10 protein-coding genes are annotated in these 15,617 nt (G+C 58.6%); 7 read left to right on the top strand and 3 right to left on the bottom strand.

Annotation, left to right across the window (positions count from 1 at the left end):
- Positions 1 to 5 precede the first annotated feature (5 nt).
- Positions 6 to 2,861, top strand: a complete 2,856-nt coding sequence (fdhF, locus tag K7H09_RS08665) for a formate dehydrogenase subunit alpha (RefSeq protein ID WP_230804423.1) — start codon at positions 6 to 8, stop codon at positions 2,859 to 2,861.
- A 20-nt stretch (positions 2,862 to 2,881) separates the two neighbouring features.
- On the opposite strand, the gene K7H09_RS08660 is transcribed toward fdhF, so the two are convergent.
- From K7H09_RS08660 to K7H09_RS08650, 3 genes are all read right to left on the bottom strand, one after another.
- Positions 2,882 to 4,933: an NADH:flavin oxidoreductase gene (locus K7H09_RS08660; RefSeq protein ID WP_230804421.1), complete on the bottom strand. Its 2,052-nt coding sequence runs from the start codon at positions 4,931 to 4,933 to the stop codon at positions 2,882 to 2,884.
- 157 nt (positions 4,934 to 5,090) lie between these two features.
- Positions 5,091 to 5,729, bottom strand: a complete 639-nt coding sequence (locus K7H09_RS08655) for a TetR/AcrR family transcriptional regulator (RefSeq protein ID WP_027958318.1) — start codon at positions 5,727 to 5,729, stop codon at positions 5,091 to 5,093.
- Positions 5,730 to 5,862: 133 nt separating this feature from the next.
- Positions 5,863 to 7,149: an aromatic ring-hydroxylating oxygenase subunit alpha gene (locus K7H09_RS08650; protein ID WP_141440495.1), complete on the bottom strand. Its 1,287-nt coding sequence runs from the start codon at positions 7,147 to 7,149 to the stop codon at positions 5,863 to 5,865.
- Positions 7,150 to 7,512: 363 nt separating this feature from the next.
- On the opposite strand from K7H09_RS08650, the gene K7H09_RS08645 reads away from it, so the two are divergent.
- The 6 genes from K7H09_RS08645 (at position 7,513) to K7H09_RS08620 (ending at position 15,554) form a co-directional block, all read left to right on the top strand.
- Positions 7,513 to 8,619, top strand: a complete 1,107-nt coding sequence (locus tag K7H09_RS08645; RefSeq protein ID WP_027958316.1) for a hybrid-cluster NAD(P)-dependent oxidoreductase — start codon at positions 7,513 to 7,515, stop codon at positions 8,617 to 8,619.
- A gap of 282 nt (positions 8,620 to 8,901) precedes the next feature.
- Positions 8,902 to 10,215 (top strand): serine hydroxymethyltransferase, encoded by a 1,314-nt coding sequence (glyA, locus tag K7H09_RS08640; RefSeq protein WP_230804419.1) that lies wholly within the window; start codon positions 8,902 to 8,904, stop codon positions 10,213 to 10,215.
- 47 nt (positions 10,216 to 10,262) lie between these two features.
- Positions 10,263 to 11,513 (top strand): sarcosine oxidase subunit beta family protein, encoded by a 1,251-nt coding sequence (locus K7H09_RS08635; RefSeq protein WP_009286043.1) that lies wholly within the window; start codon positions 10,263 to 10,265, stop codon positions 11,511 to 11,513.
- 24 nt (positions 11,514 to 11,537) lie between these two features.
- A complete protein-coding gene (locus K7H09_RS08630; RefSeq protein WP_022521483.1) occupies positions 11,538 to 11,879 on the top strand; it encodes a sarcosine oxidase subunit delta in 342 nt (113 codons plus the stop codon).
- Positions 11,876 to 14,926, top strand: coding sequence for a sarcosine oxidase subunit alpha family protein (locus tag K7H09_RS08625; protein ID WP_230804417.1), 3,051 nt, complete (start codon positions 11,876 to 11,878; stop codon positions 14,924 to 14,926). Before K7H09_RS08630 ends, K7H09_RS08625 begins: the two co-directional genes overlap by 4 nt.
- A complete protein-coding gene (locus K7H09_RS08620; RefSeq protein WP_230804415.1) occupies positions 14,919 to 15,554 on the top strand; it encodes a sarcosine oxidase subunit gamma in 636 nt (211 codons plus the stop codon). The genes K7H09_RS08625 and K7H09_RS08620 overlap by 8 nt, the downstream gene beginning before the upstream one ends.
- The last annotated feature ends 63 nt before the right edge of the window (positions 15,555 to 15,617 follow it).

The following is a 15,617-nucleotide window of genomic DNA, read 5'->3' as shown; positions in this document are numbered from 1 at the left end:
TGAGCATGAGCGAACAAAACCCAGTCACAAGCTTTACCCTGACGCTGGATGGTGTTGAGGTGAGTGCCCAGCCAGGTGAAAGCCTCTGGCAGGTGGCCAAACGCGCCGGCGAGACCATTCCCCACCTGTGTTTCAAGGACGCCAGCGGCTACCGCGCCGACGGCAACTGCCGCGCCTGTATGGTGGAAATCGAGGGCGAGCGGACGCTGGCCGCCAGCTGTCTGCGCGAAGCAGCCCCCGGTATGGTGGTCAAGAGCGCCAACTCTGAACGCGCGCACACGGCCCGCAAGATGGTCATGGAAATGCTGCTGGTCGACCAGCCTGAGCGGGAAGAGAGCCCCGACAGCTCAAGCCATTTCTGGGCCATGGCTGACCAGCTGGCCATTGATGCCACGGCGGTGCGCCGTAAGCTGCCCAGGCGCGAAGAGCGCGAGATGCCCACCGTGCATCATGTGGCTTCCCGGACGGATAGTTTGGCGCAGGACAGCAGCCACTCCGCCATGCGCGTCAATCTTGACGCCTGCATCGAGTGCAACCTGTGTGTGCGTGCCTGTCGCGAAGTACAGGTCAACGACGTTATCGGTCTGGCTCATCGTGGGGCGGCATCCAAGATCGTGTTTGATTTCGACGACCCCATGGGCGATAGCACCTGCGTGGCCTGCGGCGAGTGCGTTCAAGCCTGCCCCACCGGCGCCCTGATGCCCGCTACCCTGGTCGATCAGGCGGGCCACGGCGATTCTGCCGTCACCGACCGTAAGGTCGACTCGGTGTGCCCCTACTGCGGGGTGGGTTGCCAGCTCACCTACCATATCAAGGACGATGAGATCCTTTATGTGGAGGGGCGCGACGGCCCCTCTAACGAGAACCGGCTATGTGTTAAAGGGCGCTTCGGCTATGACTATCCGCGCCATCCATCCCGGCTTGTTACCCCGCTGATTCGTCGCGAGGGTGTCGCAAAGGGAATCGACCCGGACTTCGACCCCGCCAAACCTCTGACGCATTTCCGCGAGGCGAGCTGGGATGAAGCCCTGGAGGCTGCCGCCGGCGGGCTTGTGAACCTTAAAGCGGCCCATGGCCCTGATGCCCTGGCGGGGTTCGGCAGCGCCAAGTGTTCCAACGAAGAGGCGTGGCTGTTCCAGAAGTTGGTGCGTACCGGCTTTGGCTCCAACCATGTGGATCACTGTACCCGCTTGTGCCACGCAAGCTCAGTGGCGGCACTCATGGAGTGTATTGGTTCAGGCTCGGTAACCGCCTCCTTTATGCAGGCCAGCCAGGCCGACGTGGTGATTCTTACCGGCTGTAATCCCGCGGTAAACCATCCGGTGGCGGCCACCTTCTTTAAACAGGCCGCCAAGCGCGGTACCAAGATAGTGATAATCGACCCCCGTGGTCAGTCGCTGGATGCCTACGCCCACCTGAGCGTGCGCTTTTCACCGGGCGCCGACGTGGCCCTCTTTAATGCCATGCTGAATGTGGTCATCAGTGAAGAACTTTATGATACGGCTTATATCGCCGAGCATACCGAGGGCTTCGAGGCCCTGAAAATTCATACCGTCGACATGACCCCCGAAGCGATGAGCGGCCTGTGCGGCGTTGAGCCCGAGACCATTCGCGAGGTGGCTAGGCTCTATGCCAACGCCGAGCGGGCAATGATTTTCTGGGGCATGGGCATTTCCCAGCACACCCACGGTACCGATAACGCCCGGTGCCTGATTTCGCTGGCGTTGGCCTGCGGCCAGACCGGTCGCCCTGGCACCGGCCTGCATCCTTTGCGGGGGCAGAACAACGTTCAGGGGGCTTCTGATGCCGGGCTGATTCCCATGGTCATGCCCGACTACCAGCCGGTCAATGATGATCAGGTTCGTGCGGCGTTCGAAGAACTGTGGAATACCAAACTGGATCCCACGCCGGGTCTCACCGTGGTGGAAATTATGGACGCTATCACCGCGGGCACCATTCGCGGCATGTATATCCAGGGCGAAAACCCGGCGATGTCCGACCCGGATCTGGCCCATGCCCGGGCCGCACTGGCCAAGCTGGAACATCTGGTGGTACAGGATCTGTTTGTCACTGAGACTGCCCAGTTTGCCGATGTCATCCTGCCTGCCTCCGCCTGGCCTGAGAAAAACGGCACCGTCACCAACACCAATCGGCAGGTGCAGATGGGGCGTGCGGCGTTGCCGCTACCGGGCCAGGCCAAGCCGGACTGGTGGATTATCCAGGAAATCGCCAAACGCTTTGGCCTGGACTGGGATTACCAGCATCCGCGGGACGTCTTCGCCGAGATGAAGCAAGGCATGCCCTCACTCGACCATATCTCCTGGGAGCGTCTGGAGCGCGAGCAGTCGGTGACCTATCCCTGCCCAGCAGAGGACGCGCCGGGGCAAGACGTAGTCTTCAGTGATGCCTTCCCCACTGTCAGCGGCCGGGCGAAGTTCGCGCCAACGCGCCCGCTACCACCTGATGAGCCGGTAGATAACGACTACCCAACGGTACTGACTACCGGGCGCCAATTAGAGCACTGGCATACGGGTTCCATGACCCGCCGTGCCAAAGTGCTCGATGATCTGGAGCCGGAAGCCGTGGCGAGCTTGGCGCCCGCTGAGCTTATCCGGCTTGGGATGGTGCCAGGCGATGACCTGACGATCACCACCCGGCGAGGAGCCATCACCCTCAAAGTGAGGACGGATCCGGGCATGCCAGAGGGTATGGTCTTCGTACCCTTCTGCTACGGAGAAGCGGCGGCCAACCTGTTGACCAACCCGGCGTTGGATCCTTATGGCAAGATTCCGGAGTTCAAATATGCGGCCTGCAGCCTTGCCTCTGCCGGAAAGTTGCCCGCTGATGGTGGAACTATATAGATAGTGGATCGGCGCTTGTATTAAAGGTCTTTAACCAACCTGAGCGCGTCGTAGATGGCCGCGTGGGTGTTCCGAGACTCGACGGCATCGCCGATCCGAAAGAGCTGGAAGCGGCCATCCGGGTTGCTAGTCACGCTCTGGGGGGCGCCCACGATCAGGTCATCGTAATTCACCTCGCCGCGGTTGCTGGCGTGCGGTTTTAGCTCGAAATAGACATCGGCCATCGGTGTGATGCCGTAGTTGACGACCACTTGGTCGATACGCCGCTCATGATCCATATCCTGCTGGCCATGAATGGCATAATCGCTGGTGATTTCGGCGAGCAGTTCACTGCCGTCGCGCTGCACGGACTTCAGCCGGTAAGTCGGCGTGAAGGTGACGTTGGCACGCTGCAGGGAACGCATGTAGGGCACCAGGTTCATGGCCATAATCTCTGCGGAGAAGGTGCGATCCGGCGTCATAATCTCGAGCTCGGCCCCCGCGGCGGCAATGATCTCAGCCGCCTGCAGGGCTGCATGGTCGCCTGCATCGTCGAACAGCAATACCCGTTTGCCCGGCGGCACGTGCCCAGACAGAATGTCCCAGGTGTTGACGACTAAGTCGCTACCCATCGCGGGCTGATCTTCCAAGGGATAGCCGCCGGTGGCTACGATCACCACATCGGGTTTTTCGGTGAGCACGTCCTCGGCTTCGGCCCAGACGTTGTAGCGGATCTCGACGCCGAGTGCTTCGCAGCGCGCCAGGCGCCAATCGATGATGCCCAGCATCTCGCGACGTCGCTCACTCTGCGCCGTGAGACGTATCTGCCCTCCAGCATCGCTGGCGGCTTCGAACACCACCACCGAATGGCCACGCTCACCGGCAACACGAGCGGCTTCCAACCCTGCTGGCCCTGCGCCGATAATCACGACTCGCCGTTGCTGTGCCGCCTTGGGAATGGTGTGGGGCATGGTGGTTTCGCGCCCGGTGGCGGCGTTATGGATGCAGTAGGCGGCACCGCCTTGATAGATGCGATCAAGGCAGTAGTTGGCGCCAACGCAGGGGCGGATCTCTTCCTCCCGCCCTTCGGCGATCTTGCGCACGATGTGCGGGTCGGCCATGTGGGCACGGGTCATGCCGATCATGTCGACCTTGCCTGAGGCGATGGCATAACGGGCAGTGGCGACATCCTGGATTTTGGCGCCATGGAAGGTGGGGAAGTCGATCTCGCGACGTATTTCGCCGGCAAAATCCAGGTGCGGGGCGCTGGGCATGCCCTGGATGGGAATCACGTCGGTGAGCCCTGCATCGGTGTCGATGTGGCCGCGAACCACGTTGAGGAAGTCGACCAAGCCGCTACTCTTCAAGCGTCGCGATATCTCCATCCCATCGCCGGAGGTCAGCCCGCCCGGCAGCATCTCGTCGCCGGTGTAGCGCACGCCTACGATAAACGCTTCACCCACCCGCTGGCGAATAGCGCGCAGCACGTCGAAGGTGAAACGTAGTCGGTTATCGAGATCGCCGCCATAAGGTTCCTCAAGGGTATTGGTCAGCGGCGACCAGAACTGATCCATCAGGTGACCATAGGCCTGTAGCTCGATGCCATCGAGACCGGCGGCGTGCATACGCTCGGCGGCATCGGCGTAGTCACGGATCAGGCGCTCAATATCCCAATCCTCTACCTGCTTGGGAAAAGCGCGGTGGGACGCCTCACGACGATGCGAAGGCGACACCGCTGGCAGCCAGTCGCCCTTATCCCAACGGGTGCGCCGGCCCAGGTGGGTGAGCTGGATCATCACTGCGGTGCCGTGCTCGTGACAGGCGTCGGTCAGCTCACGCATCCAGGGCACTACTTCATCCTTATAGGCGAGAATGTTGTTGAACACGGGTGGGCTGTCCTTGGCTACCGCCGCGGATCCGGCAGTCATGGTCAGACCAAGGCCTGCCTTGGCGCGCTCGACGTGATAGGCCCGGTAGAGTGCCTTGGGCATCCCATCCTCAGGGTAAGCGGGCTCATGGGCTGTCATCATAAGCCTGTTTTTCAGGGTGAGATGCTTGAGCTGGAAGGGCTGCAGCAGCGGATCGTTAACCATGGGTAGCGCTCTATTTTATTGTGTATTTAATAAATCTAGGCGCTAATGTTCATTGTTGTCAATTAAATGTTCAATGATGTACATTTCGAGGCGAACATGTTTAACCGCTGGCACGGCTGGGAGGTAGGTGGTGTTAGCCGATCAGGCTTGCTGTGGGCTAGTAAGTACCGGTTGGAGAATAATAACCATGGCGGGCATGGAAGCGTTGCAATTCCCTGGACCCAGGCGGCTGGCCGGTGAAGATTTCGACATAGGCGGGGATGCGCTGCATGCGCACCTCGAGCGGTTCCTGGGTCTTCATCGAGATATAGCCGATCTGGGTTAGATATATGGTGCGGCCACGAACGTTGGCCGCCAGCGGATCATAGCCGTAGCGCTGGAACATTCGCGCCAGTGCTTCGATACGGGTGGCATCAGCTGCATCGATTTCACTCACTACTGACGCTGACTGTAGCGCCCAACTGCGCATGGCGAACTCTAGTGGGGAGTCGAACAGTTTAGGATCCAGCCAGCAGTCGAAGACATTGAGCATCGCCTCGACGATATTCTCGGCATAGGCTTCGGTTTGATGTACTAGTCCTTGGGTATTCTTTTCACGCCAGCGTGCGATCAGTGCCTCCAGCAGTGCCTCGCGATCCTTGAAGAACCAGTAGAAACTGGTTCGAGAAAGCTTTAGTCGCTTGGCCAGGGAAAGAATGCGCACGCTATCGACGCCTGATTCCAGTAGTAGCTCAAACGCCGCATCAAGCCAGACGTCTTGAGAACCCTTGGCAGCGGGAATATCGGTGGATGGCATTGAGCAGGTCTCTAAGAATAGTCTAGGAGTAGTGTGGCAAAGTGTACACAGGTGTCTCTTATGTGTACACGTTGTCAGCTACTCTGGCTAAGTCCTAGTGACGGTAAACGTCGCTGCCTTGATCCTTCAAGTTTTAACCTTGGGCTAAGTGTAACGTCGGCGCATCATATCCTAGGTTCTCGAGCATGCGGGCGGCGTACCAGTCGATAAAGTCGATAACGCCGAACTCATAGGTCTCGGAGTAAGGGCCGGGTTGGTAAGCCTTGGAGTTAATGCCACGCTGGTTCTCTTCGGCGAGTTGGCGATCCTGGTCGTTGGTCGCATCCCATACTCGGCGGAGCTGCTCGGGGTCGTAGTCAACGCCTTCCACGGCATCTTTATGAACCAGCCACTTAGTGGTCACCACGGTTTGCTGCGGGCCAAGCGGTAGCACGCGAAATACCACCGCGTGATCGCCCATGAAGTGATTCCATGAATTGGGCAGATGCAGAATGCGCAGTGAGCCCATATCAGGGCTTGTTAATCGGCCCATTAGTTTCTTACAGCCGGGTTTACCGTCCATTGTCATGGAGACAATGCCATCCAGCAGCGGCGTGCGGGTCAGTCGATTGCGTTTGCCAAGGCGCTTCAACTGATAGGGAACTTGTTCCTCATCCCAATCTGCTTGTTTGCATGCCACCAGTTCCTTATAGGCAGGCGTTGCACGCGGATCCTCGGTGTCATCAAACTCTTGCAATGAGTTCAGCAGCTCAGGATGAGCGCCGTTGCAGTGATAGCACTCGCGGTTGTTTTCGATGACGAGCTTCCAGTTGGCTTGCTCGACGATACTGGACTCGACGGCAACCTTGACGTTGTCCATTTGGTACGGCTCAAGGTAATGCTCAAGCGTTTGCAGAAAATCATCAATCGCAGGCGGTTCATCGCTCAGGTTGATAAAGATGAAGCCTCCGGCTGTATGCACGTTGACCGGTTTGAGGCCAAATTGATCGAGATTGAAGTTAGTGCCCATATCGCTACCGGCAAACAACAAGCGGCCATCAAGTTCATAGGTCCACTGGTGATACGGACAGACGAGCTTTGCAACTTTACCCTTATCCTTTACACAAAGGCGCGAACCGCGGTGGCGGCAAACATTGTGAAACGCATGAATAGCGCCTTCACTGCCGCGCACGATGACGATGGGATTATTACCAATATCCAATGTCATGAAGTTGCCCTTGGTAGGGATCTCGCATGTCATGCCGGCAAACAGCCATTCCTTTTCGAAGACCTCCTGCATATCAAGCGCGAACAGGCGGGCATCGTTGTAAAACGGCTGTGGAAGCGAAAAGGTACGTCCTCTTTCTTGCAGCATCTGAACCGTTGAGTCACGAGCTGCAGCGAGTGGATCATCCATCCGATTAGAAACATTTTTTTCCATTACCAGTATCCTCGTAAACCTCCGCTCCCCCCTCAAGGGCTGCGAATCGGCCGATAGTCAATATTGCGTATCTTGTTGTTCTGTTGCGTAACCTGGCGTTTGATTCAAATGTGGCCTGACGTCAGGCTCCGATTGTGTTGCAGGCGCTGGCCTGCCAATTGTCTGCCCGCGACATTAGATGGCGTAGTGGCGACGAAAAAAGAGGTTTCTAAGCGATAAAGAGTGGCACGAGGTAAGTGCGAGTCGCTGTCAGGTAAGTCGGTCGGCAGGCGCGTCCCCAAAATGCAGCTCAAAGGTGCTGACCGTATCGCAAATACGGTTCGGCGATGCATGGTGATGAAGGCTGGTCAGGCAGAGGCGACAATGACAACTAATTTTTTCAATCCGGTCACGACCCAAACCTGGACCAACGGCCGCCACCAGGTGCGTTGCGTCAAGGTGATTCAAGAAACCCAGGATGTGCGCACGTTCTGCTTCATGGCCGAGCAGCCTGTACTGTTCTTCTTCAAGCCCGGTCAGTTCGTGACCCTCGAGCTTGAAATTGATAATCAGCCGATCATGCGCTCCTATACCATTTCCAGCTCTCCCTCCATCCCTTACAGCTTTTCCATCACCGTTAAACAAGTGCCGGGCGGTAAAGTATCTAATTGGCTACACGCCAATCTGAAGGTGGGCGACGAGCTGGTGGTGCACGGGCCGGTAGGTAATTTTAACTCTATCGATTTCCCTGCCGAAAAAGTGCTGTTTCTCTCGGGCGGTGTGGGCATTACCCCTTTGATGTCCATGACACGCTGGCTTTTTGATACCAACGCCGCTGTTGACGTTGAGTTCATACACAGCGCTAGAGCCCCCCGTGATGTGATTTATCACCGCGAGCTGGTGCATATGTTTTCGCGTATTCCCGAGTTCAAGCTGCATATTATTTGCGAGAACAAAGAGGATATCGGCGAGGCCTGGGCCGGCTACCGTGGCTACCTTACCCAGCCGCTGTTCGAACTCATTGTGCCGGACTTTATGGAGCGGGAGATATTCTGCTGCGGCCCGACCCCTTACATGAACGCCATCAAAAATATTCTTCGTGCCAACAACTTCAACATGGATCACTACCATGAGGAGTCGTTTGGCGCTACGCCGGTTGAGGTACGTGAAGATGTCCTTGAGCTGGCCGAACAGGCAGAGGTCGATGCCGAAAATGTCGACACCAGCGACTTGTTTAGTATCGAGTTTGCCTCTTCAGGGAAAAGTGTGCGTATTCAGCCGGGGGAGACGGTTCATGCGGCGGCGGCCAAGCTGGGTCTGCATATCCCCAAAGCTTGTGGCATGGGGATTTGCGGTACTTGCCGAGTGGAGCTCAAGTCGGGAGAAGTGGAAATGGAGCATAACGGCGGCATTACCGATGAGGATGTCGAAGAAGGCTATATCCTGTCGTGCTGCAGTCGGCCGAAGGGGGATTTAATCGTCGATTTTTAGCCCCGGCAAGCACCTTGCTGCCTAGTTTTAAGCGCCCTAAACGGTTACTTCCCGTCTAGGGCGCTTTGCTTTTTGGGCGGCGTCAGCCGTGTTATTGGCTAAATCTTGCCGATGTCGCAAATACATCGCGTGGTGACGTCGGCAAGCATCTTGGGCCCGGACTCCAACGATAGTATCGCGGTAAGAACGCGTTGATAGGGACTTTGGTTAGCGGCCGGGGTTTATCAGCATTAAAGAGTATATCCAGCACTTAATAAAAAAGTGACTAATGAGGAGGCGGTAATGCTTCAGAATAATTTTTCCCCCAATGCACGTTTGGCCAGTTACGACACGTTGCTTGCTGAAGCAATTGCTGAAGAAACGGTTCGCCAAGAAGCGCATATTGAATTAATCGCCTCCGAAAATTATACCAGCAAACTTGTCATGGAAGCGCAAGGTACACAGCTGACCAACAAGTATGCAGAAGGCTATCCAGGTCGCCGTTACTACGGTGGCTGTGAGTTCGTTGACAAGGTTGAAGCCTTGGCCATTGAGCGGGCTTGCCACCTTTTTAGTGCCAATTATGCCAATGTGCAGCCGCACTCCGGGGCCCAGGCCAATGCCGCTGTGTTTATGGCACTGGTATCGCCGGGCGATACGGTATTGGGTATGAGTCTGGCCCACGGCGGCCACTTAACCCATGGTGCTGCACCCAACTTTTCGGGTAAGCATTACAACGCCGTGCAGTATGGCCTCAAGCCGGAAACCGGCGAGATCGATTACGAAGAAGTCGAGCGCTTAGCTCGCGAGCACCAACCGAAGATGATCATCGCGGGCTTCTCCGCTTACTCTCGTGTGGTGGACTGGCGACGTTTTCGCGCTATTGCCGATGAGGTAGGCGCCTGGTTGATGGTCGATATGGCCCACGTCGCTGGCTTAGTGGCCGCTGGCCTCTATCCAAGCCCGCTTCCCTTCGCTCATGTGGTCACCACCACCACCCATAAAACGCTGCGTGGCCCGCGGGGTGGTTTGATTCTCTCCGCCCATGGCGACGAGGCTCTGTACAAGAAGCTCAATGGGGCGGTATTTCCGGGGCAGCAGGGCGGCCCGCTGATGCATGTTATTGCTGCCAAAGCGGTAGCGTTCAAGGAGGCCATGAACCAGGAGTTTGTGCGCTACCAGCAGCAGGTGATCGATAACGCCCAGGCCATGGCCAAAGTGTTTATGGAGCGCGGCTACGATGTGGTGTCCGGCGGTACCGACGACCACCTCTTTTTGGTTTCGCTTATCCGCCAGGGCATTACCGGTAAAGATGCGGATGCTGCACTTGGCCGCGCGCATATTACGGTGAATAAAAACACGGTGCCCAACGACCCACAAAGCCCCTTTGTGACGTCTGGCCTGCGTATTGGCACCCCAGCGGTCACCACGCGCGGCTTCGATGCTGAGGAGTGTAGCGAGCTGGCTGGCTGGATCTGCGACATCTTGGACGAATTGGCTGCAGGCAAAGACACGGCTTCCATTGAAGCCGAGGTGCAGGCCAAAGTGACCGACGTGTGTGCCCAGCACCCTGTCTACGCTGAGTCCGCCGCTGAAGCCGTCGAATCCATTGCTTGAATCGGCTTGCCGGCAGGGCCCGGCGCGGCTGAACTGAGGAGACCACTATGCAACGCTATTCCGGCTTCGGCCTGGTCAAGCACGCGCTGAGCCACCACGAGAACTGGGAGCGCCAGTGGCGCAACCCCACACCCAAGAAGCAGTACGATGTAATCATCGTCGGTGGTGGCGGTCACGGCTTGGCCACGGCCTACTACTTGGCGAAAGAGTTCGGCGTCAAGAACGTGGCGGTGATTGAGAAAGGCTGGCTGGGCGGTGGTAATACCGCCCGTAATACCACCATTGTGCGTTCCAACTACTTATGGGACGAATCCGCTGCGCTTTACGAACACGCCATGAAACTGTGGGAAGGGCTTTCCCAAGACCTTAACTACAACGTCATGTTCTCCCAACGGGGGGTGCTCAACCTGGGGCATACCCTGCAGGACATGCGCGATATCCAGCGTCGGGTGAATGCCAATCGGCTGAACGGTATCGACGGTGAAGTTTTAGACGCCAAAGGAGTGCAGGAGCTAGTGCCGATTATGGACTGCTCCAAAAACGCGCGTTACCCGGTAATGGGTGCCTCCTGGCAGCCGCGCGCGGGGGTGGCCCGCCACGATGCCGTGGCCTGGGGCTATGCCCGCGGTGCCGATGCCCACGGCGTGGATATTCTCCAGCAGACCGAAGTCACCGGCTTCAAGATTCGTGATGGCCAGATCTACGGTGTACACACCAACCGTGGCGATATTGAAGCCAAAACCGTCGGCTGTGTGACTGCCGGTAACTCCTCCGTGCTGGCCAAGATGGGCGGCTTTAACTTGCCGTTGGAGTCCCATCCGCTGCAAGCCTTAGTCTCTGAGCCGATCAAGCCTATTCTCGATACGGTGGTGATGTCGAACCAGGTGCATGGCTACATCAGCCAGTCCGACAAGGGCGACCTGGTGATCGGCGCGGGCATCGACGGCTATAACGGCTATGGTCAACGCGGCAGTTATCCCACCGTGGAGCACACGCTCCAGGCGATCGTTGAAATGTTCCCGATCTTCTCTCGGGTACGCATGAACCGTCAGTGGGGCGGTATCGTCGATACCTGCCCGGATGCCTGTCCGATTATCTCGAAAACGCCGGTGAAGGGTCTGTACTTCAACTGCGGTTGGGGTACCGGCGGCTTCAAAGCCACACCAGGGTCGGGGCATGTATTCGCTGCCAGCCTGGCCAAGGGGGAAATGCACCCCATCGCCGAGCCGTTCTCCATGTTCCGCTTCCATAGCGGCGCACTGATCGACGAACACGGCGCTGCCGGTGTTGCCCACTAGGGTTCATACGAGAGGAGTATTCGCATGTTCTATATCTACTGCCCCTACTGCGGCGAACACCGTGAGGAAGAGGAATTCCACCCCAAGGGCCAGGCGCATATCGAGCGCCCCAAGGAGCCCGAGGCGTGTAGTGACGAAGAGTGGGGGGATTACCTGTTCTTCCGTGACAACCCCCGTGGCGTTCACCATGAAATGTGGGTGCATGCGGTGGGTTGCCGCAAGTTTTTCAACGTGACGCGCCACACCGTGAGCTACGAGATTCTCGAAACTTACAAAATGGGCGAGCAGCCGTCGATTACTGCCGACAGCCAAAGCCAGGCTCGCGAGGGCGCTGCGGTAAGCCAACAAGAAGGAGTGCGGGCATGAGCCAGTCCAAGCAACAAGTGTACCGCCTTAACACGGGCGGCCGTATCGATCGCTCCCGCACGTTGAGCTTTACCTTTAACGGCCAGCGTTATCAAGGGCACCCCGGGGATACCCTGGCTTCGGCGCTGCTAGCTAACGGTGTGGATATCGTTAACCGCAGCTTCAAATACTCTCGGCCCCGCGGCATTGTCGCTGCGGGCGCCGAGGAGCCCAATGCCATTGTGCAGCTAGGCAGCAGTGAAGCGGCCCAGGTGCCCAATGTACGCGCCACCCAGCAGGCGCTATATGAAGGCTTGGCCGCCAGCAGCACCAATGGCTGGCCGAACGTACAGCGCGACCTGATGGGCCTGTTCGGCAAGCTGGGCGGGCAGTTTATGCCACCGGGGTTCTACTACAAGACCTTCATGGCGCCGGCCTCGATGTGGCTGACCTACGAGAAGTACATCCGCAAGGCGGCGGGGCTGGGTCGCAGCCCCATGGAAGCCGATCCGGATAACTATGATCACTTCAATCAGCACTGCGATGTGCTGGTCGTCGGCGCAGGCGCCGCGGGTCTGGCGGCAGCGCTGGCCGCCGCGCGCAGCGGCGCTCGGGTGATGGTGGCCGATGAGCAGGAAGAGATGGGCGGCTCGCTGCTGGCCAGCCGCGAAACCCTAGAAGGCAAGCCGGCGGATCAGTGGGTGGCCCGGGTGCTGGACGAGTTGGCGAGCTGCGAGAACGTCACGCTGCTGCCGCGTACTACGGCCAACGGCTATCACGATCACAATTTCGTTACCCTACATGAGCGGCGCACTGAACACCTGGGCGATACGGCACCGGTGGAAAATGGCCACCGTCAGGTACGCGCACGCCTGCACCGGGTACGCGCTGGTCAGGTGATCCTGTCCACGGGCGCCCACGAGCGTCCGCTGGTCTACGCGGGCAATGACGTGCCGGGCAACCTGCTGGCTGGCGCTGTGTCGACCTACATCCGCCGCTATGGCGTGGCACCGGGCCGCAAGCTGGTGCTCTCCACCAGCAACGACTACGGCTACCGCGCTGCCCTGGACTGGAAAGAGGCTGGCTGTGAGGTCGTCGCTATCGTGGACGCCCGCGAGGCGCCGGCGGGCGATTGGGTCGATGCCGCTCGCGGCCAGGGCATCAAGATTATTACGGGCAGCGCCGTTATCGAGGCGAAGGGCAGCAATAGGGTTACTGCAGCGCGGGTCGCCAAGATTGATATTGGCGCTTTCAAAGTCAGCGGCCCGGTTCAGGAGTTGGCCTGCGACACCATCGCCAGCTCCGGCGGCTACAGCCCGGTGATTCACTTGGCGTCTCACACCGGCGCGCGGCCTACCTGGCGCGACGATATTCTCGGCTTCGTGCCGGGGCTGGTGAAGGGCGTTCAGGCGTGTGGCGGTGCCAACGGCTGCTATGCCCTGGGTGACGTGCTGGCGGAAGGTGTCGAGGCGGGCATCAAGGCAGCGGCCGCCATGGGCCATGCCGTTCAGACGGTCACTCTGCCGAGCGCTGAACGTCTGCAGCAAGGGCCTGCGGTGGCGCTCTTCCAGGTGCCTCACGAGAAGCCCACGCTGCGCGGCCCCAAGCAGTTCGTCGACCTGCAGAACGACGTCACTGCGGCGGGCATCGAGCTTGCGACCCGGGAAGGCTTCGAGTCCATCGAGCACATCAAGCGCTATACCGCGATGGGCTTCGGTACGGATCAGGGCAAGCTGGGCAACATCAACGGCATGGCGATTGCCGCCCGTTGCTTGAATCGCTCCATTCCCGAGGTGGGCACCACGGTGTTTCGCCCCAACTATACCCCGGTGACCTTCGGCGCCATCGTCGGTCGCCACTGCCGTGATTTGTTCGATCCCGAACGCTACACCGCGCTTCACCAGTGGCACGTGGAGCGCGGCGCTGAGTTCGAGGACGTCGGTCAGTGGAAGCGTCCCTGGTACTACCCACAGAAGGTGAATGGCAAGACCGAGACGATGCACGAGGCAGTGGCTCGTGAGTGTCTGGCAGTGCGCGAGAAGGTCGGTATCCTCGATGCCTCGACGCTTGGCAAGATCGATATTCAAGGGCCAGATGCGCGTGAGTTTCTGGCGCGGATTTATACCAACAAGTGGGAGAAACTGGCAGTCGGCAAGTGCCGCTACGGCCTGATGTGCAAAGACGATGGCATGGTCACCGATGACGGCGTGACCAGCTGTCTGGCTGAAAATCACTTTTTGATGACCACCACCACCGGTGGCGCGGCGGCCATCCTCGAGTGGCTGGAGTTGTGGCATCAGACCGAATGGCCGGAACTGGATGTCTACTTCTCTTCAGTGACTGACCACTGGGCCACCATGACGATCACCGGCCCGGAAGCGCGCAAGCTGCTCGCTGAGATCAGTGATCTCGATCTTGACCGCGATAGCTTTAAGTTTATGGATTGGCGATCCGGGAAAGTGGCGGGGGTGCCTGCACGGGTCTTTCGCATCTCCTTTACCGGCGAGCTGACCTTCGAGATCAACGTTCAGGCAAACTACGCCATGCATGTGTGGCAGACCCTGTTCAAGCATGGCGAGAAGTACGGCTTGACGCCCTATGGCACCGAAACCATGCACGTTCTGCGCGCTGAAAAGGGCTTCATCATCGTGGGTCAGGAAACCGACGGCTCGGTCACGCCGGAAGACCTGGGCATGCAGTGGTGCGTTGGCTACGACAAGCCCTACTCATGGATTGGTAAGCGGGCCCTTACGCGCAGTGATACCAAACGTGAGAACCGCAAGCAGCTGGTGGGGCTCCGGCCCAAGGATCCGAAGGTGATCCTCGAAGAGGGCGCTCAGATCGTGCTTGATCCCAAGCATGCGATTCCTATGCCCATGGTGGGGCATGTTACCTCCAGCTACTACAGCCCGATTCTGGATTCAGGGTTTGCGCTAGCGGTGGTTAAGGGTGGCCATCAGAAGTTGGGTGAAACGGTTTACCTGCCCATGGCGGATGGGCAAACCCATGAGGCTGAAATCGTCAGCACCATTTTCTACGACCCCAAGGGAGAGCGCCAGCATGTCTAACGCGGCCACTTTCGACACCCGTACTGATACCGCTATCCCGGTAGAATCCCCGTTAGCCTATAGCTATCGTCGCAGCGGTGCGCCCCAGGCCGGCGGCCCAAGCCGGCTTCAGCTACGCGAGCGGGCAATGCTTGGGCATTTGATCCTACGGGGTGGTGCCATCGTGCTCGACGAGGCGGTGCGCGACGTGCTGGGAATCAGCTTGCCTGGACAACCCCAGTCGTTGGTACAAGATGCCAGCGGTGAACGTTCTGTCCAGTGGCTCTCCCCGGACGAGTGGCTGGTCATCGTGCCAGGTGGCGAAGAGTTTCCACTGGAGACCAAGCTGCGCGAGCAATTGGGCAGTGCCCACTTCGCGATTAGCGACGTCAGCGGCGGCCAGACTCTATTAGAGCTTTCCGGCGAAGCAGCCCGAGAGCTGTTGATGAAAACGGTGATCTACGATGTTCATCCCAGCAATTTCCCGGTGGGGAAAGGTGTCACTACCGTCTTCGCTAAGGCGACCACTATTCTTCGTCGTCCCAGTGAAGAGCGCTGGGAGTTAGTGGTGCGGCGCAGCTTTGCCGACTACTGCTACCGCTGGTTGCTGGATGCCGGGGCAGAATTCGGCATTAACGTACAACAATAAGCGGGCAGGCCGGAGCGCTGTTCCGGCCGCTATGATCTTCCGCAACGGTCTGCCGCTAACTGA

Source organism: Halomonas sp. IOP_14, assembly GCF_021021315.1.
In the GTDB taxonomy this organism is placed as follows: Bacteria; Pseudomonadota; Gammaproteobacteria; order Pseudomonadales; family Halomonadaceae; genus Vreelandella; species Vreelandella titanicae.
Note: the sequence above shows the minus strand (reverse complement) of the source record. Positions and strands in the feature narration are given on the sequence as shown.

What these genes read in the sequence shown, in the direction of transcription:
- fdhF (WP_230804423.1), top strand. Translation starts at nt 6, where the DNA reads ATGAGCGAACAAAACCCAGTCACAAGCTTTACCCTGACGCTGGATGGT.
- K7H09_RS08660 (WP_230804421.1), bottom strand. Translation starts at nt 4,933, where the DNA reads ATGGTTAACGATCCGCTGCTGCAGCCCTTCCAGCTCAAGCATCTCACC.
- K7H09_RS08655 (WP_027958318.1), bottom strand. Translation starts at nt 5,729, where the DNA reads ATGCCATCCACCGATATTCCCGCTGCCAAGGGTTCTCAAGACGTCTGG.
- K7H09_RS08650 (WP_141440495.1), bottom strand. Translation starts at nt 7,149, where the DNA reads ATGGAAAAAAATGTTTCTAATCGGATGGATGATCCACTCGCTGCAGCT.
- K7H09_RS08645 (WP_027958316.1), top strand. Translation starts at nt 7,513, where the DNA reads ATGACAACTAATTTTTTCAATCCGGTCACGACCCAAACCTGGACCAAC.
- glyA (WP_230804419.1), top strand. Translation starts at nt 8,902, where the DNA reads ATGCTTCAGAATAATTTTTCCCCCAATGCACGTTTGGCCAGTTACGAC.
- K7H09_RS08635 (WP_009286043.1), top strand. Translation starts at nt 10,263, where the DNA reads ATGCAACGCTATTCCGGCTTCGGCCTGGTCAAGCACGCGCTGAGCCAC.
- K7H09_RS08630 (WP_022521483.1), top strand. Translation starts at nt 11,538, where the DNA reads ATGTTCTATATCTACTGCCCCTACTGCGGCGAACACCGTGAGGAAGAG.
- K7H09_RS08625 (WP_230804417.1), top strand. Translation starts at nt 11,876, where the DNA reads ATGAGCCAGTCCAAGCAACAAGTGTACCGCCTTAACACGGGCGGCCGT.
- K7H09_RS08620 (WP_230804415.1), top strand. Translation starts at nt 14,919, where the DNA reads ATGTCTAACGCGGCCACTTTCGACACCCGTACTGATACCGCTATCCCG.